This is a genomic window from Agromyces sp. NBRC 114283 (assembly GCF_030268405.1).
Lineage (GTDB): Bacteria > Actinomycetota > Actinomycetes > Actinomycetales > Microbacteriaceae > Agromyces > Agromyces mediolanus.
The window spans coordinates 3,627,865-3,648,261 of sequence record NZ_BSQP01000001.1 but is presented as its reverse complement, the minus strand read 5'-3'; the positions used below and the strand labels follow the sequence as shown (position 1 = coordinate 3,648,261).

Here is a 20,397-nt window from a genome sequence, read left to right as displayed (position 1 = left end):
GCGCAGCTCCGCCCATTCACCCAGGGTTGCCCGACTTTCATGAAAGTCGGGCAACCCTGGGTCAGTACCGGAGTTGCCCGACTTTCATGAAAGTCGGGCAACTCGGGGTGGGGATGCGTAGGGTGGACGGAGTGGGTCAGATGACCCAGTTCGGGGCGATGAGGCCCCGATGACCCGGAGGGCGAGGATGCCGATGGCCGAGACGACGAGGATGCCGGCGTTCCCGGCCGGATTCCGCTGGGGCGCGGCGACCGCCGCATTCCAGATTGAGGGCTCCCCGCACGCCGACGGCCGGGGCACCTCCATCTGGGACGTCTTCGCCGCCGAACCCGGCCGCATCCTCGACGGCAGCGACGCGAGCACGAGCGCCGACAGCTACCGCCGCTTCCGCGACGACGTCGCCCTCCTCGCCGAGCTCGGCGTCGACGAGTACCGCTTCTCGACCTCCTGGCCCCGCATCCAGGCCGACGGCCGCGGCCCCGCGAACCCCGCCGGCCTCGACCACTACGCGCGCGTCGTCGACGCGCTCGCCGAAGCCGGCATCAGCCCGCTCGTCACGCTCTACCACTGGGACCTGCCGCAGGCGCTCGAGGACGGGGGCGGATGGCTCGCCCGCGACACCGCGGCGCGCTTCGCCGAGTACGCGGCGCTCGTCGTCGACGCGCTCGGCGACCGGGTCGGCCGCTGGATCACCCTGAACGAACCGGCCATGACCACCCTGCAGGGCTACGCCCTCGGCGAGCTCGCGCCGGGCCGCACGCTCATGCTCGGCGCGCTGCCCACGGTGCACCACCAGCTGCTCGGCCACGGCCTCGCCGTGCAGGCGATCCGCGCCGCGCGCCCCGGCGCCGAGCTCGGCATCACGAACAACCACACCCTCGTCGAACCCGCCTCCGAAGCTGAAGGCGACCTCGCCGCGGCCGGCGCCTTCGACGCGATCTACAACCGCATCTTCGCCGAGCCCGTGTTGCTCGGCCGCTATCCCGATCTCGCGCCGCTCGGGCTCGAGGCCTTCCCCGGCGTCGAGGAGGGCGACCTCGAGCTCGTGTCGGCCCCGCTCGACTTCTACGGCGTGAACTTCTACAACCCCACCCAGGTGGCGGCGGCCGCGCCCGACTCGCCCTTCGCCGAGGCCGGGCTGCCGTTCGAGCCCGTCGAGATCGCGGGCGTCCCCGTCACCGGCTTCGGCTGGCCCGTGGTGCCGGAGGCGCTCGAACGGCTCCTCCTCGGCCTGCGCGACGCCTACGGCGACGCGCTGCCGCCGCTCGCGATCACCGAGAACGGGGCGTCCTACCCCGACGAGGTGGTCGACGGCCGGGTCGCGGATGCCGAGCGCATCGCCTACCTCGACGGGCACCTCCGCGCGGTGCACCGGGCGATCGAGGCCGGGGTGGACGTGCGCGGCTACGACGTCTGGTCGCTCATCGACAACTTCGAGTGGGCCGACGGCTACACGCAGCGCTTCGGGCTCGTGCACCTCGACCTCGACACCGGCGAGCGCACCCGCAAGGACTCCTTCGACTGGTACCGCCGGCTGATCGCCGAGCAGCGCGCGGGCTGACGCGGCAGCGCCGCCGCCCCTATTCGACCGCGAGGAGCGCCGCCCAGAGGTCGGCGCGCGCATGGAAGCCGGACAGGTCCCGACCGAGCAGCCGTTCGGCGAGCCCGACCCGGCTGCGCACGGTGTGCCGGTGCACGCCGAGCGCCTGCGCGGTGGCGTCGAACTGGCCGCCGTTCTCCAGCCAGGTCCGCGTCGTCGCGACGAGCGTCGTGCCGTTCTCCCGGTCGTACTCGGTGAGCGGGGCGAGCGTCGCGCGGGCGACCGCGCGGGCGTCGGTGCGGGCGAGGAACGCGAGCACCCCCTGCCGGCTGATGTCGTCGAACCACGCGACGCCCGAGCCCGCCTCGCGGGCGCGCTCGTAGCCGCGCACGGCCTCCTCCTGCGCGTCGGCGAGCTGCGCGAGCGAACTCGGATCGCTGACGCCCACGGCGAGCTCGAACTCGGCGGCGAGTTCCTCGGCGAGCTCGGCGGCGTCGGGCTCCTCGGCGAGCACGACGACGTGCTCCGCCTCGCGGCCGAAGAAGAGCCGGCCGCCGCGCTCGTCCACCCGCAGCTCGAGGAGCTCGACGAGGCGGTCGATGCCGTCCTCCGGCGCGTTCGTCACGAGCACCCGGAGCGGCGCCTCGGGCAGCGGCCCCCACATCTCGCCCGCGACGTCGGCCGCGAGGCCGACGTCGCCCGCGAGCAGCGAGCGCAGCAGGCCGGAGCGCAGGTGCCCGCGGGCGCGGTCGAGGTCGCGGTTCTGCTCGAGCGCGAGCCCGGCGAGCGCGATCACCGAGGTGACGACCTCGCGGCCGGCCTGGTCGAGCTCGGGGGAGTCGCCGATCGCGAGCACGCCGCGCAGGGCGCCGCCGGAGCCGAGGGTCTGCAGCGTCATCCGCTGCGGCCGGCCCACCGTGCCGCCGGCCTCGACGGCCCGGCTCGCCCGCTGCCCGCGGCGGAGCATGGTGCGCGCCTCGCCGACGACCTCGCCGAGCGCCGGCTGGCCGAGTCCGCCGAGCGGAAACTCGCGGTCGAGGCCGCCCGTCGAGTCGATGAGGCCCACCCAGGCGCCGAGCCGCTTGGAGAGTTCGGCGAGCGTCGCCGAGAGCCCGTCGGGGCGGAGCGCGGCGAGCGAGATGGCGCGCTGCGCCTGCAGGGCCCAGGCCTGCCGGGCGTAGGCGTCCTCGGCGATGAGGTCGGCGACGGTGCGTGCGATCGCGATGAACGGGGTGCGGTAGGGCACCTCGAAGAGCGGCAGCCCGGAGGCCAGGCACGCCTCCACGAGAGCGGCGGGCGTGCCCGCGCGGGTGACCTCCGTGCCGAAGCCGAGCGCGGCGATGCCGGTCTCGCGGAGCCGGGTCACGTACGCGCCGACATCGGCGGCGCCGCCGGGCCGCGGTTCGCCCTCCTCGCCGAGCCAGGTGCCGGTGGTGAGCAGCACCTGCCCCGCGTCGAGGAACGGGGTGGGGTCGACGAGGTCGGAGCTGTGCGCCCAGGTCACCGGGGCGGCGAGCGCGCCCTCGGGCAGCGAGTCCGCCGGGGTGAGCAGGCGGAGCGTCAGCTCGGGGCGGTCGAGCAGGGTCTGCACGGTGGGCTTCACGGCGGCTCCTCGGTGGGCTCGTCCGTCGACGGGACCGGGGGAGTCCGGCGGTGTACGCCGTGTCGAACGGATCAGCCCCGAGTGTACAGCCGGGCCCTGCGCTCCCGGCCTACGTGACGAGGCCCCGCCGGGCGAAGCGCGACTCCCGCCAGCGCTCGCTCGTGAGCACGTCCTCGAGGGCGTCGACCGCGTCGCAGACGTCGGCGTGCGAGACGTAGAGCGGCGCGAAGCCGAAGCGGACGAGGTCGGGCGCGCGGAAGTCGCCGATCACGCCGCCGTCGATGAGCGCCTGCATCACGGCGTAGCCGTCGGCGGCCCCGATCCGCAGCGACACCTGGCTGCCGCGGCGGGCCGACTGCCTGGGCGTCACGACCTCGACGTCCCAGGCGCCGAGCCGGGCGTCGACGAGCGAGATGAAGAGCTCGGAGAGCCGCAGGCTCTTCTCCCGCAGCGCCTCGAGGTCGACCTCGGCCCAGAGGTCGAGGCTCGCCTCGAGGCCCGCGAGCGCGAGCAGCTGCGGCGTGCCGACGCGGAAGCGGCCGATGCCCTCGGCCGGGGCGTAGCCGAGCTCGAAGGCGAACGGCCGGGCGTGGCCGTGCCAGCCGGTCAGCGCGGGCCGCGCCTCGGCCTGGTGCCGTGCGGCGACCCAGATGAAGGAGGGCGAGCCGGGCCCGCCGTTCAGGTACTTGTAGGTGCAGCCGACCGCGAAGTCCGCACCGGCGGCGTTCAGCTCGACGGGCACCGCGCCGACCGAGTGGCAGAGGTCCCAGACGACGATCGCGCCGGCCTCGTGCACCTGCCGGGTCACCTCGGCGAGGTCGTGCATCCGGCCCGTGCGGTAGTCGACGTGCGTGAGCACGACGACCGCGACCTCCTCGTCGAGCACCTCGGCGAGGGTCGGACCGTCGTCGGCGATCAGCCGGCGCTCGAGCGGCGTGTCGCCCCCGAGGAGCTCCTGCACCGACTCGAGCACGTAGAGATCGGTCGGGAAGTTGCCCCGCTCCGCGACGATCGCCCGTCGCCCCGGTCGCAGCCGCGCCGCGGCGACCACGGCCTGGAACAGGCTCGCCGACGTCGAGTCGCCGAGCGTCACCTCGCCGGGCGCCCCGCCGATGAGCGGCGCGATCCGGTCGCCGAGCACGAGCGGCTTCTCGAACCATCCCGCGTCGTTCCAGCTGCGGATGAGCCCCTGCCCCCACTCCTCGGTGACCACCCGGGCGACGTGGGACGCCGTCGCCCGGGGGAGCGCACCGAGGGAGTTGCCGTCGAGGTAGACGACCCCGTCCGGCAGGACGAAGCGCTCGCGGAAGTGCGCGAGCGGGTCGGCGGCGTCGAGGGCCGAGCAGGTGCTGCGGTCGATCGGCTGACGGGCCTGGGTGTCGAGGGTCATGCGCTGCTCCGGAGCTCTCGGTGGGACGTGCGGGGTCGGTGGATGGATGGATCAGCGGCCGAGGAAGCGGCGCGCGTTGCCGTGCCGGATGGCGGCCTTCTGCGCCTCATCGAGGAAGTCGGCGCGGTCGACGACCGCCCCGACCGGCCGCTCGCCGAGCGGGTAGGGGTAGTCGCTGCCGACCATCACCTGCTCGGCGCCGAGCGTGTCGACGAGCAGCCGCAGCGCGGCCGGGTCGAACACGACGGAGTCGACGCTGAAGCGGTCGAGGTAGGCCGAGGGCGGCCGCTCGCTCACTCCCACGAGGTCGGGGCGCTGCCGCCAGGCGTTCTCGAAGCGGCCGAGCCAGAAGGCGAAGGAGCCGCCGCCGTGGGCGAACGCGATCCGCAGCGACGGCGGCACCCGGTCGAACACGCCGCCGAGGATCATCGCGATGATCGACAGGTGCGTCTCGGCGGGCATACCGGTGAGCCAGCGGGCCATCCAGCGCTCGAGGCGCGGCGAGCTCGGCATGTCCCACGGGTGCACGAAGACGGGGATGCCCCGCTCGGCGCAGTGCTGCAGGAAGGTGACGGTGCCCGCGTCGTCGAGATCGCGGTCGCCGACGTGGTTGCCGATCTCGACGCCCGCGTGGCCCGAGGCGATCGCCCGGTCGGCCTCGGCGCACGCGGCATCCGGATCCTGCAGCGGCACCTGGGCGAACGGGATCAGCCGTCCCCCGCCCGGCGCGCAGATCTCCAGCGTCAGCTCGTTGAAGATGCGGGCGACCTTCGCGGCCTGGTCACCGGACTTGTCGTAGGAGAAGAAGACCGGCGTCGGCGAGACGACCTGCAGCTCGACGCCGTCGGCGTCCATGTCCGCGAGCCTCGTCTCGGCATCCCAGGCCTCGGCGCCCACGCGACGGAACTCGACGTCCCCGAGCAGGATCATCGCCTCGCGCTCCGAGTCGACCCGCAGCGACGGCCAGACCCCCGGCCCGGCCTGCGTCCGCAGGTCGGGCCAGGCGCTCGGCACGGAGTGCGTGTGGACGTCGATGGTTCCCAAGGGGCTCAGCCCTTGCCCGGGTGGACCGTGCCGCACTGCGGGCAGGTGCGCCCCTCCTCGCTCTCGTAGAACTCGCGAAAGACGGGCGGCAGGTCCTCGACGATGTCGCGCACCTGCAGCTCCACCTCGTGCACCTTCGTGTTGCAGTTCGGGCAGAACCACGCGAACTTCTCGAGCGTGCCCTCCTCGCGGATGCGCTCGATGACGATGCCGATCGAGCCGGGCTCGGGGCGCTGCGGCGAGTGGAAGACGTTGCCGGGCAGCAGCCACATCTCGCCCTCGCGGATGTCGATCCGCTTGGGGCCGTCCTCCGTCTGGATGTTCACGTGCATGTTGCCGCGGTACTGGTAGAACCACTCCTCGTAGGGGTCGAAGTGGAAGTCGGTGCGCTGGTTCGGGCCGCCGACGACCTGGACGATGAAGTCCCCCATGGGCTCCCAGGCCTGCTTGTTGTTCACCGGCGGCTGGAGCAGGTGCTCGTGCTCCTTGATCCACGCGGCGAAATCGATGACGGGTGGGATGGTGCTCATTTCTCCTCCTCGAGAGTGGCGGTCGTGCTTCGGTCGGTGGTCGGGCGCAACGCGATCCCCTGGATCTCGAGGCGCAGGTGCGGGTGCGGCAGGGCGTGCACCGCGACGGTGGTGCGCGCGGGCCCCTGCTCGTCGAAGTGCTCGGCCCACACCGCGTTGTACGCGGCGAAGTCGTTCATGTCGACGAGGTAGCTCGTCGCCTGCACGAGGTCGGAGAGCTCGCAGCCGGCTGCCGCGAGCACCGCACGGAGATTCTCGATCACGGCGCGGGTCTGCACCGCGATGTCGAGGCGCGTCGCCCCGAACTCGTCGGCGTCGGCGCCCGCGATGGTGTTGTCCGGGCGGCGGCTCGAGGTGCCCGAGACGAACACGTAGTCGCCGGCGACCCGCGCGTGCGGGAAGCGGCCGCGCGGCACCGCGCGCCCCTCGGCCAGGATGCCCCGGTCGTCGTCGGTCATGCGGTCTCCTCCTTCGCTGCGGGGGTCGTCGTACCGATGCGCACCGAGACCCGGCCGAGCCCGGTGACGGATGCCTCGACGAGTCCCCGAGCGGGCACTGGCACGGCCGCGGTCGCGGCGCCGGCGAGCAGCACGGTGCCCGCGCGGAGCGCGAAGCCGTGCGCGGCGGCGAGTCTCGCCGCCGCGACGAGCGCCCGCCGGGGATCGCCGAGGATGGCCCCGGTGGAGCCGATCGCGACCTGCCGGCCGTCGAACTCGAGCGCGACCGCCCGGTTGTCGAGCCCCGTGCCGAGCGCCTCGGGCGAGGTCCAGGGCCCGGTGACGAAGCCGGCGGCCGAGGCGTTGTCGGCGACGACGTCGTCGAGGCTGAAGCGGAAGTCGCGGAAGCGGGAGTCGATGAGCTCGAGCGCCGGGGCGAGCCCCGCGACGGCGGCCATCGGGTCGCCGTCGGCCGAGGCATCCAATTCGGCGCCGAGCAGGAACGCGAGCTCCGGCTCGACCCTGGCGTGGATCGCGCGGCTCGGGTCGAAGACCCCGCCGTCCTCGATCCGCATCGCATCGGTCAGGGTGCCGATGATGACGTCGTCGACGCCCATCTGCACGGCCTTCGCGCGGCTCGTGAAGCCGAGCTTCACGCCGACGGGACGCTCGCCGCGGCCGAGCCGGCGGGCGATGAGGGCGTGCTGGGTGGCGTAGGCGCGGTCGAGGCCGATGGGCGCGTCGCCGGCGAGCTGCGAGATCGGCGAGACGGTGCGCTGCGCCTGGTCGAGCGCTGCGGCGAAGGCGGACGCGGCGGTCATGCCGCGCCTCCGGCCACGGCAGCGGCGTCGCGCGCGGCGGCGAGGTCGAGGGCGACGTCGACGATCATGTCCTCCTGGCCGCCCACCATGCGCCGGCGGCCGAGCTCGACGAGGATGTCGCGGGGGTCGAGGCCGTGCCGCTCGGCGGCGCGTTCGGCGTGCAGCAGGAAGCTCGAGTACACGCCGGCGTAGCCGAGGGCGAGGGTCTCCCGGTCGACGCGGACGGGTCGGCGCTGCAGCGGCCGCACGAGCTCCTCGGCGGCGTCCTGCAGGGCGAACAGCTCGCAGCCGTGCTGCCAGCCGAGCAGGTCGGCGACCGCGACGAACGCCTCGATCGGCGTGTTGCCGGCGCCCGCGCCCATGCCCGCGAGGGAGGCGTCGACGCGGGTGGCTCCGTGCTCGACGGCGGTCACGCTGTTCGCGACGCTCAGCGAGAGGTTCTCGTGCGCGTGGATGCCGATGCCCGTGGCGGGGTCGAGCACCTCGCGGTAGGCGTCGATCCGCTCGGCCACGTCGCCCATCGTGAGCCGCCCGCCCGAGTCGGTGACGTAGACGCAGTGCGCCCCGTACGACTCCATGAGCTTCGCCTGCCGGGCGAGGCCGGCCGGGTCGTTCAGGTGGCTCATCATGAGGAAGCCCGAGACGTCCATGCCGTGCTCGCGCGCCCAGCCGATGTGCTGGGCCGCGACGTCGGCCTCGGTGCAGTGCGTCGCGACGCGCACGCTCTGCACGCCGAGGTCGCGGGCCCGGGCGAGGTCGTCGATCGTGCCGATGCCCGGCAGGATCAGCGTCGTCAGGCGCGCCCGCTCGAGCACCGAGGCGGCCGCCTCGATCCAGTCCCAGTCGGTGTGCGCGCCCTGCCCGTAGGCGACGCTCGAGCCGCCGAGGCCGTCGCCGTGGGCGACCTCGATGGCGTCGACGCCGGCGGCCTCGAGCGCCGCGGCGATCGTGCGCACCTCCTCGACGGTGTAGCGGTGTGCGACGGCGTGCATGCCGTCGCGGAGGGTCACGTCCTGCACGTAGACCCGGGGCGCGTCCGCGGTCATGCCGGCACCTCCGTCAGCTGGGTCTTGCGTCGTTCGGCGACGAGCCGCTCGGCGGTGCGCAGGGCGGCCGAGGTCATGATGTCGAGGTTGCCCGCGTACTCGGGCAGGTAGTGCCCGGCGCCGGCGACCTCGAGGAGGATCGTCACCCGGGTGCCGCGGAAGGGCCGGTCGAGCGCGGGCACGTAGGCCTCGTCGACGGCGTCGAACTGCACCCGCTGCTTCAACCGGTAGCCGCCGACGTAGCCGGAGACGGCCGCGACCATGTCCTCGACCGAGCGGCGCACGGCGTCCTCGTCGAGCGGGCCGTCGGCCCCGTCGACGAGGCAGTAGACCGTGTCCCGCATCATCAGGGGCGGCTCGGCCGGGTTCAGCACGATGATCGCCTTGCCGCGTTCGGCGCCGCCGATCTGCTCGATCGCGCGGGCCGTGGTCTGCGTGAACTCGTCGATGTTCGCGCGGGTGCCCGGGCCCGCCGACTTCGAGGCGATCGAGGCCACGATCTCGGCGTAGGCGACGGGCGCGACCCGCGAGACGGCGGCCACCATCGGCACGGTGGCCTGGCCGCCGCACGTCACGAGGTTCACGTTCGTCGCCGCGAGCTGCTGCTCGAGGTTCACGACCGGCACGACGTACGGGCCGATCGCGGCGGGGGTGAGATCGACCATCAGTCGCCCGTGCGCGCGGACCACCTCGTCGTTGCGCACGTGCGCCCCGGCGGAGGTCGCGTCGAAGACGAGCGCGACGTCGGCGAACTCGGGCAGGGCCACGAGCCCGTCGACGCCCTCGTGGGTGGTCGCGACGCCGAGGCGGCGCGCCCTGGCCAGGCCGTCGGAGTCGGGATCGATGCCCGCCATCGCCGCGACGTGCAGCTCGGCGGACAGGCGCTTCACCTTGATCATCAGATCGGTGCCGATGTTGCCGGAGCCGATGATGGCGATGCCGACGGTGCCGCCGGCCCCGCCGTCGGTCCCGTTGCCGTCTGCGCTCATGCCGCCTCCGTCTCGTCGAGGGGTGCGAGGAAGTCGGCGCGCACCTCGCCGAGCCCGTCGATGCGGGCGTGGAAGACACCGGCCGTCGCGGCGACCATGGGGCCGAGCGCACCGGACAGCACGATCTCGCCGGCGCGCAGCGGCCGGCCGTGGCGGGCGACCGCCCGCGCGAGCCAGGCCACCGCGATCACCGGGCTGCCAAGGCAGGCGCTGCCCGCGCCGGTCGAGACGGGGTCGCCGTCGGTGTCGAGCCGCATGCCCATCGCCGCGAGATCGAGCCCGTCGAGCTTGCGCGGCACCGTGCCGAGCACGACCGCCCCGCTCGAGGCGTTGTCCGCGATGGTGTCGGCGATGCGGATGCTCCACTCGGCGATGCGCGAGTCGACGACCTCGATCGCGGGCAGCACGAACTCGGTGGCCCGCAGCACGTCGCCGACGTGCGTCGTGGGGGAGTCGAGGTCGCGGCCGAGCACGAAGGCGACCTCGGCCTCGACCCGCGGCTGCAGGAAGCGGTCGAGCGGCATCGGCTCGCGGTCGGCGACGACCATGTCGTCGAGCAGCACGCCGTAGTCGGGGGCATGCACGCCGAACTGGGCCTGCACGGCCGGCGAGGTCAGGCCGATCTTGCGGCCGACGAGGCGCCGCCCCTCCGCGATCCGCCGCTCGATGCCGAGGGACTGCACGGCGTACGCGGCATCCTGGTCCTCCGCGCCGATGAGCTCGCGCACGGGCGCGCACGCCGTGCGCGACACGGCCGCCTCGCGCAGCCGCGCGTCGGCCGCGCGGATCGCCTCGTCCGTCGCGCTCACAGCTGCACGCACACGTTCGTCGGCTCGGTGTAGAACTCGAGCGAGTGGTGGCCGCCCTCGCGGCCGATGCCGGAGAGGCCGACGCCGCCGAAGGGGCTGCGGAGGTCGCGCAGGTACCAGGTGTTCACCCAGGACATGCCGACCCGCATGCGCTGCGCCACCCGGTGGCCGCGGGCGAGGTCGCTCGTCCAGGTGACGGCGGCGAGCCCGTAGTCGGTGTCGTTCGCGAGCGCGATCGCCTGCTCCTCGGTGTCGAAGGGGATGAGCGCCGCCGCCGGTCCGAAGATCTCCTCGCGCACCGTGCGGTGCGAGTTGTCGAGCCCGGTCCAGAGGGTCGGCTCGATCCACGCGCCGCCGTCGAGCTCCGCGCCGAGCGACGGGACGCCGCCGCCGGCGAGCACCGTCGCGCCCTCCTCGAGGGCGAGCTCGAAGTAGGAGCGCACCTTCTCGCGGTGCGCCTGCGAGATGAGCGGACCGGTCGTCGTCGCCGGGTCCTCCGGGCGGCCCAGGCGCAGTCGCCGGGACTGCTCGGCGAGGCCCGCGGCCACCTCGTCGAACACGGAGCGCTCGACGTAGATGCGCTCGGTGCAGAGGCAGACCTGGCCGGTGTTCAGGTACGTGGAGCGGGCGAGGCCCGCGATCGCGTGGTCGAGATCGGCGTCGGCGAAGACGACCGCCGCGTTCTTGCCGCCGAGCTCGAAGGAGACCGGGCGCACGCGCGGGGCGACGGCCCGCATGATCGCCGAGCCCGTCGAGGACTCGCCGGTGAAGGTCACGCCGTCGATGCCGGGATGCCGCGTCAGCGCCTCGCCCGCTGAGCCGGCGCCGAAGCCGTGCACGACGTTCACGACGCCCGCGGGGACGCCCGCCTCGACGAGGATCTCGGCGAGGAGCGTGGCCGAGGACGGCGTCTCCTCCGAGGGCTTCACGACGACGGCGTTGCCGGTCGCCAGGGCGGGGGCGAGCTTCCAGGTGAGCAGCAGCAGCGGCAGGTTCCACGGCACGATCACGGCGACGACGCCGAGGGGCTTGCGCACCGCGTAGTTCAGGGCGCTGCGGCCGTCGGGCAGCTCGGTGAGGTACGAGTCGAGGCCCGCGGCCGAGACGGTGTCGGCGAAGGAGCGGAAGTTCGCGGCGGCCCGGGCGACGTCGAGCTCGCGGGCGAGGGTCTCCGGCTTGCCGGTGTCGCCCACCTCGGCCGCGACGAGCTCCTCGGCGCGGCGGTCGATGACGTCGGCGACGCGGCGGAGGATGCGGGCGCGCTCGGCGACCGAGATCCGCCCCCAGGGGCCGTCGAGCGCGGCGCGCGCCGCGGCGACCGCGCGGTCGACCTGCTCGGCGCCGGCCTCGTGCACGAGCGCGATGCGGCTGCCGTCCACCGGGTCGAACTTGTCGAAGCCCGCCACGCCGTCGACCGGCACGCCGCCGATGAAGTTGCGGATCGTGCGCGGCGCGGGCCCCGCCTCGGGGGTCGCGGCGGTCGGCAGCGACGTCGTCTGAGCTGGCATGGCCTCAGGCTAGGAAGGACCAGGGATGCCGACAAATACTCTCTTGCTGCACTGCCATGCCCATCCGGCTATAGTTCCCCGCATGGTCACCGATCGACTCCTGGACGGCCGGCTGAAGATCCGGCATCTCGTGCTCGTCACCGCCATCGCCGACGAGGGCACGCTCGTCCGCGCGGCCGAGTCGCTGCACATCACCCAGCCCGTCGTCACCCGCGGCCTCCGCGAGGTCGAGGAGGTGCTCGCCGCCCCGCTGTTCGAGCGGCTGCCGCGCGGCGTCACCCCGACGCCCTACGGGCAGGCCTTCATCGAACGGGCGCGCTCGGTGCTCGCCGAGCTCCGCGCCGCGGGCGAGGAGGTGCGCCTGCTGCGCGCAGGCCAGCTCGGCACCGTGACGGTCGGCACCCACCTCGCCGGCTCGAACCTGCTGCTGCCGCGCGCGATCGCCGGGCTCAAGGCCGAGCACCCGAAGCTCACCGTCGTCGTGCGGGAGGGCACGCCCGACGCGCTGCAGCAGTGGCTGCTCGCGGGCGACCTCGACCTCACCGTGGGCCGGCTCTCACCGACGGTGCCCGTGCGGCTCGAGCAGGAGCGGCTGCACCAGGAGCCCATCCGGCTCGTGGCGCGGGCGGGCCATCCGGTGCACGGCGGCCGCGGCACCGCGCTCGCCGAGCTGCTCGCCTACCCGTGGATCTTCCCCGTCGCGCAGACCGCGCTCCGGGCCGAGCTAGAGGCGGTGTTCTTCCAGGAGGGGCTGCCGCTGCCGGCCGACCGCGTGGAGTGCACCTCTATGCTGACGCTGCGCAACCTCCTCGTCTCGACCGACGTCATCGCCGCGCTGCCGATGTTCATCGCGGTCGACGACCGGGAGCTGCGCATCCTGCCGACGGCGCTGAGCTCCATTCGGCGCTCGGTGGGCGTCACGCTGCCGAAGGACCGCGCCCCGTCGCCGGCCGCGGCCGCGCTGCTCGGGCACCTCCGCGAGGAGGGCGCGAAGCTCGCCGAGCTCGAGGAGGCGTTCGCGCGGGGCGAGGCCGGGCCGCGCGGCTGATATGCCCTCCCGGTCATAGCTCGAAGCCGAAAGGATATTGGACAGCATCGCTCGGGCTGGCGACGCTGAAGGGGACGGCGCATCGAGGCGCCGCAGTTCCCAGCCGATTCTGGAGGCGACATGGCCGGCTCTCCCTACGTTCCCGACGCGAAGAAGTACCGCCCGGAGGATTTCCAGCGCGTCCCGGGCGAACCGGCCGATCCCGACCCCGCCAGCTGGGGCATGCAGCCCGACGGCACCTTCCTGCCGCCGGCGCACACGCCCTCGGTGCCGCGCGACGTGTTCGTCGACTGGCCCGGCCAGCTCGACTACCGCGACCCCGAGACCTACGCGCTCAACGCCACCGCGGAGGCGTTCTACCCGATCGTCGTGAACACGAGCCACTCCTGGCAGTGCATCTACGACTGGGACGGCGTCCGCTACATGCTGCACTACGGCGGCGGCAACCACTGGAAGCTCTACGACATCACCGACCCGCGCAACCTGAAGATCGTCGACGAGGAGCAGTGGGGCTGGGGCGACCCCCGCCCGCAGTTCGGCGCGACCACCGTGCAGTGGAATCAGCGGCTCGGCAAGTACCTGGCGATCCAGGCGAGCGAGACGCCCCGCTACTTCCTCAAGGGCCGCGTCGCCAACAAGTGGATCGACGACACCGTCGAGGGCCAGCTGAAGGAGTGGGAGGGCCTGCGCGGCTTCCGCACCTTCGAGATGCACGGGCCGAGCCCGCGCGACTGGACCATCATCAACGAGACCTCGACCGACCCGAACCACGGGCCCGACGAGATCCAGGAGGGCAACGGCGTCCTCGACCTGCCGGTCTACTACGGCGAGAAGTACCTCTTCGTGGCGACCGCGCCCGACAACACCTTCACCAACCAGCCCTACAAGACCACGCTCTGGGCCGCCGGTCACGCCGCCTACGATGTGAGCGACCCGACGCAGCCCGAGTTGCTCTCCACGTGGTGGGTGCCGGGCACGCGCGCCGGCGAGGAGGACGACTCCGAGTACCTCGCGAACAACGAGCGCTGGAACAACAAGACCTCGTGGTTCGGCTCGCGCATGGGCATCTTCCTGCCCCGCTCGGTCGAGTCGGGCTGGAAGTACGGCTACGCCGCGCAGGGCGGCCAGGGCTTCTTCGTGCTCGACGTCTCCGACCCGGCGAACATCCACCACGTCGGCTGGTGCGAGCTCCCGTCGAGCGTCGCCGGCACCGAGGGCGACAACGTCGACACCACGCAGGTCGAGGAGACCGGCTACGTCTACGTCTCGGGCTACCCGATGAACACCGACTGCTACGAGCCGGCCAAGGAGATCTACCAGATCGACGTCAGCGACCCGACGAACCCGCGGCTCGTGCGCACCCTGCCCCGCCCGGTGCCGCCCGCCGAGGCGAAGTTCACCGACTGGGCGCAGCGTCGCGGCTCCTTCGGGCCGAAGCGCTCGGGCTACTTCACGAACACGGGCACGCCGCACGGCGGCGTGATCCCCTACGCCTTCTACGCCGCGGGCCTGCAGATCTTCGACGTGCGCGACCCGGAGGACCCGAAGGTCGGCGCCTACTTCGTGCCGCCGATGGGCCTGAAGGACGACGACGACCTCGCGGCGCCCGTGCACGGCGTGTTCGTCGAGTGGGACCGCAACCTCATCTGGCTGTTCGCGAACCACGGCATCTACGCGGTGTCGACGCCGCTGCTCGGCGAGCCGGTGGTGGGGCTGCCGCCCGCCTGAGCGGCGCGCCGCCGCGGCCGCTCGGCCCGGAGGTGGTTCGCTGTCCAGCATTCCGATCGCAAATCGGATCCAGAATACAAAATCCGAAGGAGGGGCGTCATGGACGACGTCGCAGCCCGCAACAAGGAGATCGCCCTCGAGGTCTGGGGCAACGACCTCGACTCGCACAAGACCTCGCCCGACGACCCCTCGTTCCGCGAGCACTTCGAGCGGTACTACACCGAGGACTACTGGAACCACGCCTCGCAGCCCGGCAAGGACCGCGGCTTCCAGAACGCGTACTACGTGCGCAAGGCGTTCCTCGAGCTGTTCACCGACCCGAACTTCGTGATCGACAAGGTCGCGGCCGACGGCGACCTCGTCTTCCTCGAGGGCGTGTTCACCGCGAAGCACACGGGCCTCACGCTCTACGGCGTCCCGGCGACGGGTGTCGAGGTGAGCCAGCCGCAGGTGCACATCCTGCGCTTCCGCGACTTCAAGATCAGCGAGCACTTCGTCGTGCGCGACGACTACGAGATGTACCGCCAGGTCGTCCCGCTCGATCAGGACGGCGGCATCCTGCGCTTCGTCGACACCGACAAGTACGACGCCGAGCGCGAGGACGCCGCACCGGTGGAGGCCGGGAGATGACCGTCTCCGACTTCCAGATCGAGGACAAGCTCATCGAGCGCGAGCTCGACCCGAGCTACCACGAGTTCTCCGTCGAGCCGACGGGCCGGCAGGTGACCGTCGTGCTCGGCGGCGTGGTCGTCGCGCGCAGCCGGCGGGTCGCGCTGCTGCACGAGTCGAAGCACATGCCCGTCTACTACTTCCCGGTCGAGGACGTGCGGATGGACCTGCTGAGCCCGTCCGGCCGCACGAAGGACACGCCGATCAAGGGCGTCGCCCGCTACCTCGACGTCGACACCGGCACGAAGCGGGTCGCCGACGGCGCGTGGATCCACGAGGCGCCGACCTCGCCCGCGGCCGAGCCGCTGCGCGGCATGGTCGCGTTCTACTGGGCGAAGATGGACCGCTGGTTCGAGGAGGACGACGAGGTCTACAAGCACCCGCGCGACCCGTACCACCGGGTCGACGTGCTGAACTCCTCCCGCCACGTGCAGATCGTCCTGCTCGGCGAGGTCGTCGCCGAGTCGCGCCGCCCGAGGCTGCTCTTCGAGACGCGCCTGCCCACCCGGTACTACCTGCCCTGGGCCGATGTGCGCTCCGAGCTGCTCGTGCCGTCCACGACCCGCTCGACCTGCCCGTACAAGGGCGACGCCGAGTACTGGTCGGTGCAGATCGGCGACCAGCTCGTGAAGGACCTCGCCTGGTCGTACCGCCACCCCATCGCCGAGTGCCCGAAGATCGAGAACCTCGTCTGCTTCTACGACGAGCAGGTGGACGCCGTCATCGTCGACGGCGTCGAGCAGGAGCGGCCGCGCACCGCCTGGTCGAAGGCCAGGGCCGTGCGCACCGTCGCCCCCACGGAGAGCTGAGACCCGGATGACCACCCAGACCACGGACGCGCAGAACGGCGGGGGACTCCTCGTCGTCGAGAACCTGCAGAAGCACTACGAGCTCGACGGCGCCGAGGTGCCCGTCGTGAAGGGCGTCGACTTCACGATCGAGCCCGGCACCTTCTACTCCCTGCTCGGCCCCTCCGGCTGCGGCAAGACGACCACGCTCCGCTGCGTCGCCGGCCTCGAGACCAGCAACGGCGGCAGCATCCGCCTCGACGGCGACGTGCTGTCGACGGGCGACCGCCACGTGCCGCCGAACAAGCGCGACGTCGGCATGGTCTTCCAGAACTACGCGATCTGGCCGCACATGACCGTGTTCCAGAACGCGGTCTTCCCGCTCCAGGTCTCGGGCGGCCGGCTGCCCAAGGCGCAGGCCAGGAAGCGCGCGATGGAGGCGCTCGAGCTCGTGCAGCTCGACCACCTCGCCGAGCGGCCGGCGACGGCCCTGTCCGGCGGCCAGCAGCAGCGGCTCGCGCTCGCCCGTGCGCTCGCGCACCGGCCCCGCCTGCTGCTCCTCGACGAGCCGCTGTCGAACCTCGACGCGAAGCTGCGCGACACGATGCGCACCGAGCTGCGGAGCCTGCAGCGCAGCCTCGGCATCAGCGCCCTCTACGTCACGCACGACCAGTCCGAGGCGCTCTCGATGTCCGATCGCGTCGCCGTCATGAACGGCGGGCGGATCGTGCAGGAGGCCTCGCCGCGCGAGCTCTACGACCGCCCGGCCGACCGCTTCGTGGCGGACTTCGTCGGCCGGGTGAACATGATCCCCGCGGTCGTCCGCGACCGCGACGAGCACGGCGACGCCGTGGTCGAGGCCTTCGGCACGCGGATGATGACGCCCTGCCCGGGCGGCGTCGTCCGCGGCGAGGAGGTCACGATCACCTTCCGGCCCGAGAGCATCCGCTGGCACGAGACCGCGCCGGCGGACCGGCCGAACGTGCTGCCGGCCCGGGTCGTCCGCGTCGAGTTCCTCGGCGAGATCGTCGAGTACGAGGCCGAGGTCCTGCAGGGCGGCACCACGGTCGGCCGGCTCACCGCGCGCGGCGCCCCCATGGCGTCGCCCCGGGAGGGCGCCGAGGTCTTCCTCGAGCTCGCCCCGCACGCCTGCCGCGTGCTCGTCGACGATCCCGTCGGCTGAGCGGCGCGGCATCCGCCCGGCCCCGGCCCCCAGAACGCACCACCGCACGACCAAGGCACCACCTGCACGACCGCACGACCAGCACCACTGAACCAGAACCCCCGATCCAGGTCAGAGAGGACATGAGGATCATGCGCACACGGATGGGATACGTCGCAGTCGCGGCAGCAGGCATGCTGCTGCTGAGCTCCTGCGCCACCAGCAGCGGCGAGGCCGCGCCGACCGCGGCAGCCGGCGAGGGCGCGGACATCGCGCCCTGCGAGGCCGTCGAGCTCGGCGCGATCACGCGCTGCGAGAACTTCTACGAGGACAACTGGCCCGAGATCGACCGGCAGCTCGACGCGCTCTACGAGCAGGCGAAGGAGACCGACGGCGGCCGCCTCGTCATCTGGGACTGGTACGAGCTCGGCCCCGAGGTCATCGCGGCGTTCAACGAGCGCTTCCCCGACCTCACGATCGAGACCCGCGGCCTCACCTACAACCTGTCGTCCGCGATCATCTCGGCGAAGGCCACCGGCTCGCGGAACACCGACGTCGTCTCGGGCTCGATCACCTCGATGGCCGCGATGTACGACGAGGGGTTCTGGGAGAAGGTCGACTGGTCCTCGTTCGGCGTGCCGAAGGAGTACCTCGAGCTCGGCGCCCCCGAGCTGCTGCCCGACAGCATCAACGGTTCGCTCATGCAGGTGAACACCGACAAGATCGAGGCGCCCGACTCGCTCGACGGTCTCCTCGCCCCGGAGTACACGGGCAAGGTCTCGGTCGCCGCGTACAACGCCGTCGTCTTCGCCGGCTACGGCAAGGCGCTCGGCGAGGACGCGATGGTCGACCTCATCGGCGAGCTCAAGTCGAGCGGCACGCTGTCGCTGCTCGAGGACCAGAACACCCCGCTGTCGAGCGGTGACGTGCCGATCGCGCTCAACCAGACGCTGTTCAACCCGAACCCGAGCCTCGCGGCGCAGCCGTTCGAGCACTCGGGTGTCTGGGCGCAGTTCTCCGGCGTGAACACCGACGCGAAGAACAAGCCCGGCGCCATGCTCTGGGTGCTCTGGAACGCGTACGACCCGGACTGGCTGAAGCTCCGGATGACGGACGAGCGCTTCGCCACCACGCAGGTGCCGTACGCAGGGCTCCCCTCCTCGCTCTTCGACGAGGCCACCGGCCTCATGAAGACGAACGCCGACGCGCTGCTCACGGGCCTCGAGTCCGGCGCGGAGACGGAGACGCAGGACACCCGCGATGAGTGGAACGCCCTCATCAACGCCGCCGACGCCGCACTGAACGGCTGATCGATGTCGACGGCAGGACGGGCCCGGCGGCCGGGCGGAGCGAGGCCGGGGCGGCAGCGCCCCACGACCATGACCGCGGCGATGATCGTCGCGGGGGTCGTGATCTTCCTCCTCCTCGCGGTGCCCCTGATCGTTCAGGTGATCACGGCGTTCCGCGGCCCGTTCCTGCCGTTCGGCGTCGCCTCCGCGCAGTGGGGCGTCTCGAACTTCGTCACCCTCTGGGAGCTCCGCGAGGACTTCTGGTCGGTGCTCGGCGCCACGGGCGCCTTCGTCGGCGGCTCGACGCTGCTGTCGCTGCTCATGGCGTTCGGCCTGGCCTGGGTGACGGTGCGCACCGACTTCCCGTTCCGGCGGGTGATCGGCGTGCTCGTGATCGTGCCGTACATCATCCCGCCGATCGTGAAGGCGCAGGCGTACCTGCTCATGGTCTCGCCCGAGACGGGCGTGCTGAACCAACTGCTGCGGCTCCTGCCGTGGACGGGCGACGTGCCGATCGACCCCTACGCCTTCGGCACCCTCATCCTGATCCAGGCCCTCACGAACGTGACGTTCCCGTACCTGATGATCGTGCCGATCCTCACGAACATGGACGGCTCGCTCGAGGAGTCCGCCCGCGCCTCGGGCGCGAGCTGGGGCGAGACGCTCCGCCGGGTCACCCTGCCGATGCTCTGGCCGGGCCTCCTCGGCGTCGCCGTGCTCACCTTCATCCTCGGCCTCGGCAGCCTCGAGGTGCCGCTGCTGTTCGGCCAGGAGTCCGGTCGCTCGATCTTCGCGCTGAAACTCTGGACGCTGATCAGCTCGAACGCGGGCGAGCTGCCGCAGTACGGCCTGGCCGCGGCCTGGGGCCTCGTCTTCCTCGTCATCACGACGATCGCCTTCGCGGTGTACCTGCGGGCGACGAGGAACGCCGAGCGGGGGGCCTCGGTCTCGGGCAAGGGCTTCCGCCCCACGACGATGAAGCTCGGCGCGTGGCGCATCCCCGTCGCGATCGGCGTCGCGATCTTCATCCTGCTGACCGCGGTGCTGCCGCTCTTCGCCCTGTTCTGGGCGGCGATCACGCCGTACCCGATCGCGTTCAGCTTCACCGCGCTCGTCGAGCAGACCCAGTTCGGCTCCTTCGCCGCGGTGCTCGCCGACGGCGAGTTCTGGGCCTCGCTCGGCCGCACGCTCGTCATCGCGGGCGGCAGCGCCACGATCGCCTGCGTCGCGGCGACCGTGCTCGCCTACGGCATCGCCCGCAGCACCTCGACGTGGTGGACGCGCGCGGTCGACCTCTTCACCTCCTCCTCGGTGGCGATCCCGGCGACGATCGCGGGCTTCGCGATGTTCCTGCTGTTCATGGTCATCAACCCGGTCATCCCGATCGCGGGCACCGTGCTCGCGCTCGTCATCGCGTACTCGTACCGGGTGTCGATCGCGTACCGGGCCTCGTACAGCGCGACGCTGCAGATCCGCACCGAGCTCGAGGAGGCGGCGCTCACGAGCGGCGCGAGCCGGCTCGCGACGTTCCGCCGGGTGATCGCCCCGCTGCTGCTGCCGACGGTGCTCGCGGTGTGGATCCAGGTGTTCATCCTCGGCACGAACGAGTTCACGCTCCCCGCGTTCCTCGCGACGCCCGAGTCGCGGCCGCTGTCGATGTACGTCTACGCGATGATCAACCCGCGCTCGGCGCAGCTCTACGCGCCCGACCAGGGCGCGGCGATGGCGCTCGTCTTCACGCTGCTCGTGTTCCTCATCGGCTACGGGCTGCAGTGGGCCGTGTCGCTCCGGGCGATCGGCCGGGCCAAGCGCCGGCCGGGCCTGCCCGGCCTCGGCTCGCGGAGCGGCAAGCCCCCGGTCGCGCCCGCGCCCGACACGATCTCCATCGCCGCGCAGGAGCACCAGGAGCACCGCGCGCGCACGAAGCTCCGCACGCCGGACGCAGCCGGCAGCGAGCGCTCGGTCAGTCGCAGCTGACCGGGCGGCGCCGGGGCGG

18 protein-coding genes are annotated in these 20,397 nt (G+C 72.5%); 8 read left to right on the top strand and 10 right to left on the bottom strand.

The annotated features are described in order from the left end of the window. The first annotated feature begins 193 nt into the window (after window positions 1–193). On the top strand, window positions 194–1,561 hold the full coding sequence (locus QSJ60_RS17475; protein WP_285464857.1) for a GH1 family beta-glucosidase: 1,368 nt from the start codon (window positions 194–196) through the stop codon (window positions 1,559–1,561). Window positions 1,562–1,580: 19 nt separating this feature from the next. On the opposite strand, the gene QSJ60_RS17470 is transcribed toward QSJ60_RS17475, so the two are convergent. From QSJ60_RS17470 to QSJ60_RS17425, 10 genes are all read right to left on the bottom strand, one after another. Further along, on the bottom strand, window positions 1,581–3,143 hold the full coding sequence (locus QSJ60_RS17470; RefSeq protein ID WP_285464855.1) for a PucR family transcriptional regulator: 1,563 nt from the start codon (window positions 3,141–3,143) through the stop codon (window positions 1,581–1,583). Window positions 3,144–3,252: 109 nt separating this feature from the next. Then, a complete protein-coding gene (gene kynU / locus QSJ60_RS17465) occupies window positions 3,253–4,533 on the bottom strand; it encodes a kynureninase (RefSeq protein WP_285464853.1) in 1,281 nt (426 codons plus the stop codon). A 51-nt stretch (window positions 4,534–4,584) separates the two neighbouring features. Continuing rightward, window positions 4,585–5,577 carry an amidohydrolase family protein gene (locus QSJ60_RS17460; protein ID WP_285464851.1) on the bottom strand — a complete coding sequence of 331 codons (993 nt, stop codon included), beginning with the start codon at window positions 5,575–5,577 and terminating at the stop codon, window positions 4,585–4,587. Between the two features lie 5 nt (window positions 5,578–5,582). Continuing rightward, the gene (locus QSJ60_RS17455; protein ID WP_189085585.1) at window positions 5,583–6,107 is read right to left on the bottom strand and encodes a 3-hydroxyanthranilate 3,4-dioxygenase; all 525 of its coding nucleotides are present in this window, start codon (window positions 6,105–6,107) and stop codon (window positions 5,583–5,585) included. Next, the gene (locus tag QSJ60_RS17450; protein ID WP_285464849.1) at window positions 6,104–6,565 is read right to left on the bottom strand and encodes a RidA family protein; all 462 of its coding nucleotides are present in this window, start codon (window positions 6,563–6,565) and stop codon (window positions 6,104–6,106) included. Before QSJ60_RS17450 ends, QSJ60_RS17455 begins: the two co-directional genes overlap by 4 nt. After that, entirely contained in the window at window positions 6,562–7,365 is an 804-nt protein-coding gene (locus tag QSJ60_RS17445) for a 2-keto-4-pentenoate hydratase (RefSeq protein ID WP_285464847.1), read from the bottom strand. The genes QSJ60_RS17450 and QSJ60_RS17445 overlap by 4 nt, the downstream gene beginning before the upstream one ends. Then, a complete protein-coding gene (gene dmpG / locus QSJ60_RS17440) occupies window positions 7,362–8,411 on the bottom strand; it encodes a 4-hydroxy-2-oxovalerate aldolase (protein ID WP_230768167.1) in 1,050 nt (349 codons plus the stop codon). The genes QSJ60_RS17445 and dmpG overlap by 4 nt, the downstream gene beginning before the upstream one ends. After that, the gene (locus QSJ60_RS17435; protein ID WP_230768165.1) at window positions 8,408–9,400 is read right to left on the bottom strand and encodes an acetaldehyde dehydrogenase (acetylating); all 993 of its coding nucleotides are present in this window, start codon (window positions 9,398–9,400) and stop codon (window positions 8,408–8,410) included. Before QSJ60_RS17435 ends, dmpG begins: the two co-directional genes overlap by 4 nt. After that, complete coding sequence (locus QSJ60_RS17430; RefSeq protein ID WP_285464844.1) at window positions 9,397–10,209, bottom strand: 2-keto-4-pentenoate hydratase; 813 nt, start codon at window positions 10,207–10,209, stop codon at window positions 9,397–9,399. The genes QSJ60_RS17435 and QSJ60_RS17430 overlap by 4 nt, the downstream gene beginning before the upstream one ends. Next, window positions 10,206–11,717, bottom strand: a complete 1,512-nt coding sequence (locus QSJ60_RS17425; RefSeq protein ID WP_285464843.1) for a 2-hydroxymuconic semialdehyde dehydrogenase — start codon at window positions 11,715–11,717, stop codon at window positions 10,206–10,208. Before QSJ60_RS17425 ends, QSJ60_RS17430 begins: the two co-directional genes overlap by 4 nt. 82 nt (window positions 11,718–11,799) lie before the next feature. On the opposite strand from QSJ60_RS17425, the gene QSJ60_RS17420 reads away from it, so the two are divergent. From QSJ60_RS17420 to QSJ60_RS17390, 7 genes are all read left to right on the top strand, one after another. Beyond that, window positions 11,800–12,765, top strand: a complete 966-nt coding sequence (locus QSJ60_RS17420) for a LysR substrate-binding domain-containing protein (protein WP_189085592.1) — start codon at window positions 11,800–11,802, stop codon at window positions 12,763–12,765. A gap of 120 nt (window positions 12,766–12,885) precedes the next feature. Further along, window positions 12,886–14,493 carry an LVIVD repeat-containing protein gene (locus tag QSJ60_RS17415; protein WP_285464841.1) on the top strand — a complete coding sequence of 536 codons (1,608 nt, stop codon included), beginning with the start codon at window positions 12,886–12,888 and terminating at the stop codon, window positions 14,491–14,493. A 99-nt stretch (window positions 14,494–14,592) separates the two neighbouring features. Beyond that, complete coding sequence (locus QSJ60_RS17410) at window positions 14,593–15,123, top strand: ester cyclase (RefSeq protein WP_230768153.1); 531 nt, start codon at window positions 14,593–14,595, stop codon at window positions 15,121–15,123. Beyond that, window positions 15,120–15,971: a DUF427 domain-containing protein gene (locus QSJ60_RS17405; protein WP_285464838.1), complete on the top strand. Its 852-nt coding sequence runs from the start codon at window positions 15,120–15,122 to the stop codon at window positions 15,969–15,971. The genes QSJ60_RS17410 and QSJ60_RS17405 overlap by 4 nt, the downstream gene beginning before the upstream one ends. Before the next feature lie 7 nt (window positions 15,972–15,978). Beyond that, the gene (locus tag QSJ60_RS17400; RefSeq protein WP_285464836.1) at window positions 15,979–17,133 is read left to right on the top strand and encodes an ABC transporter ATP-binding protein; all 1,155 of its coding nucleotides are present in this window, start codon (window positions 15,979–15,981) and stop codon (window positions 17,131–17,133) included. A gap of 143 nt (window positions 17,134–17,276) precedes the next feature. Next, window positions 17,277–18,422: a hypothetical protein gene (locus QSJ60_RS17395; RefSeq protein ID WP_230768147.1), complete on the top strand. Its 1,146-nt coding sequence runs from the start codon at window positions 17,277–17,279 to the stop codon at window positions 18,420–18,422. 69 nt (window positions 18,423–18,491) lie between these two features. Further along, window positions 18,492–20,378, top strand: a complete 1,887-nt coding sequence (locus QSJ60_RS17390; RefSeq protein ID WP_285464833.1) for an ABC transporter permease — start codon at window positions 18,492–18,494, stop codon at window positions 20,376–20,378. Window positions 20,379–20,397 lie beyond the last annotated feature (19 nt).

Excerpts from the sequence above, each read along its gene's own strand:
- QSJ60_RS17400 (WP_285464836.1), top strand. The coding sequence starts at position 15,979 with ATGACCACCCAGACCACGGACGCGCAGAACGGCGGGGGACTCCTCGTC.
- QSJ60_RS17450 (WP_285464849.1), bottom strand. The coding sequence starts at position 6,565 with ATGACCGACGACGACCGGGGCATCCTGGCCGAGGGGCGCGCGGTGCCG.
- QSJ60_RS17435 (WP_230768165.1), bottom strand. The coding sequence starts at position 9,400 with ATGAGCGCAGACGGCAACGGGACCGACGGCGGGGCCGGCGGCACCGTC.
- QSJ60_RS17390 (WP_285464833.1), top strand. The coding sequence starts at position 18,492 with ATGACCGCGGCGATGATCGTCGCGGGGGTCGTGATCTTCCTCCTCCTC.
- QSJ60_RS17425 (WP_285464843.1), bottom strand. The coding sequence starts at position 11,717 with ATGCCAGCTCAGACGACGTCGCTGCCGACCGCCGCGACCCCCGAGGCG.
- dmpG (WP_230768167.1), bottom strand. The coding sequence starts at position 8,411 with ATGACCGCGGACGCGCCCCGGGTCTACGTGCAGGACGTGACCCTCCGC.
- QSJ60_RS17410 (WP_230768153.1), top strand. The coding sequence starts at position 14,593 with ATGGACGACGTCGCAGCCCGCAACAAGGAGATCGCCCTCGAGGTCTGG.
- QSJ60_RS17415 (WP_285464841.1), top strand. The coding sequence starts at position 12,886 with ATGGCCGGCTCTCCCTACGTTCCCGACGCGAAGAAGTACCGCCCGGAG.
- QSJ60_RS17455 (WP_189085585.1), bottom strand. The coding sequence starts at position 6,107 with ATGAGCACCATCCCACCCGTCATCGATTTCGCCGCGTGGATCAAGGAG.
- QSJ60_RS17445 (WP_285464847.1), bottom strand. The coding sequence starts at position 7,365 with ATGACCGCCGCGTCCGCCTTCGCCGCAGCGCTCGACCAGGCGCAGCGC.
- QSJ60_RS17475 (WP_285464857.1), top strand. The coding sequence starts at position 194 with ATGGCCGAGACGACGAGGATGCCGGCGTTCCCGGCCGGATTCCGCTGG.
- QSJ60_RS17420 (WP_189085592.1), top strand. The coding sequence starts at position 11,800 with ATGGTCACCGATCGACTCCTGGACGGCCGGCTGAAGATCCGGCATCTC.
- QSJ60_RS17395 (WP_230768147.1), top strand. The coding sequence starts at position 17,277 with ATGGGATACGTCGCAGTCGCGGCAGCAGGCATGCTGCTGCTGAGCTCC.
- QSJ60_RS17405 (WP_285464838.1), top strand. The coding sequence starts at position 15,120 with ATGACCGTCTCCGACTTCCAGATCGAGGACAAGCTCATCGAGCGCGAG.
- kynU (WP_285464853.1), bottom strand. The coding sequence starts at position 4,533 with ATGACCCTCGACACCCAGGCCCGTCAGCCGATCGACCGCAGCACCTGC.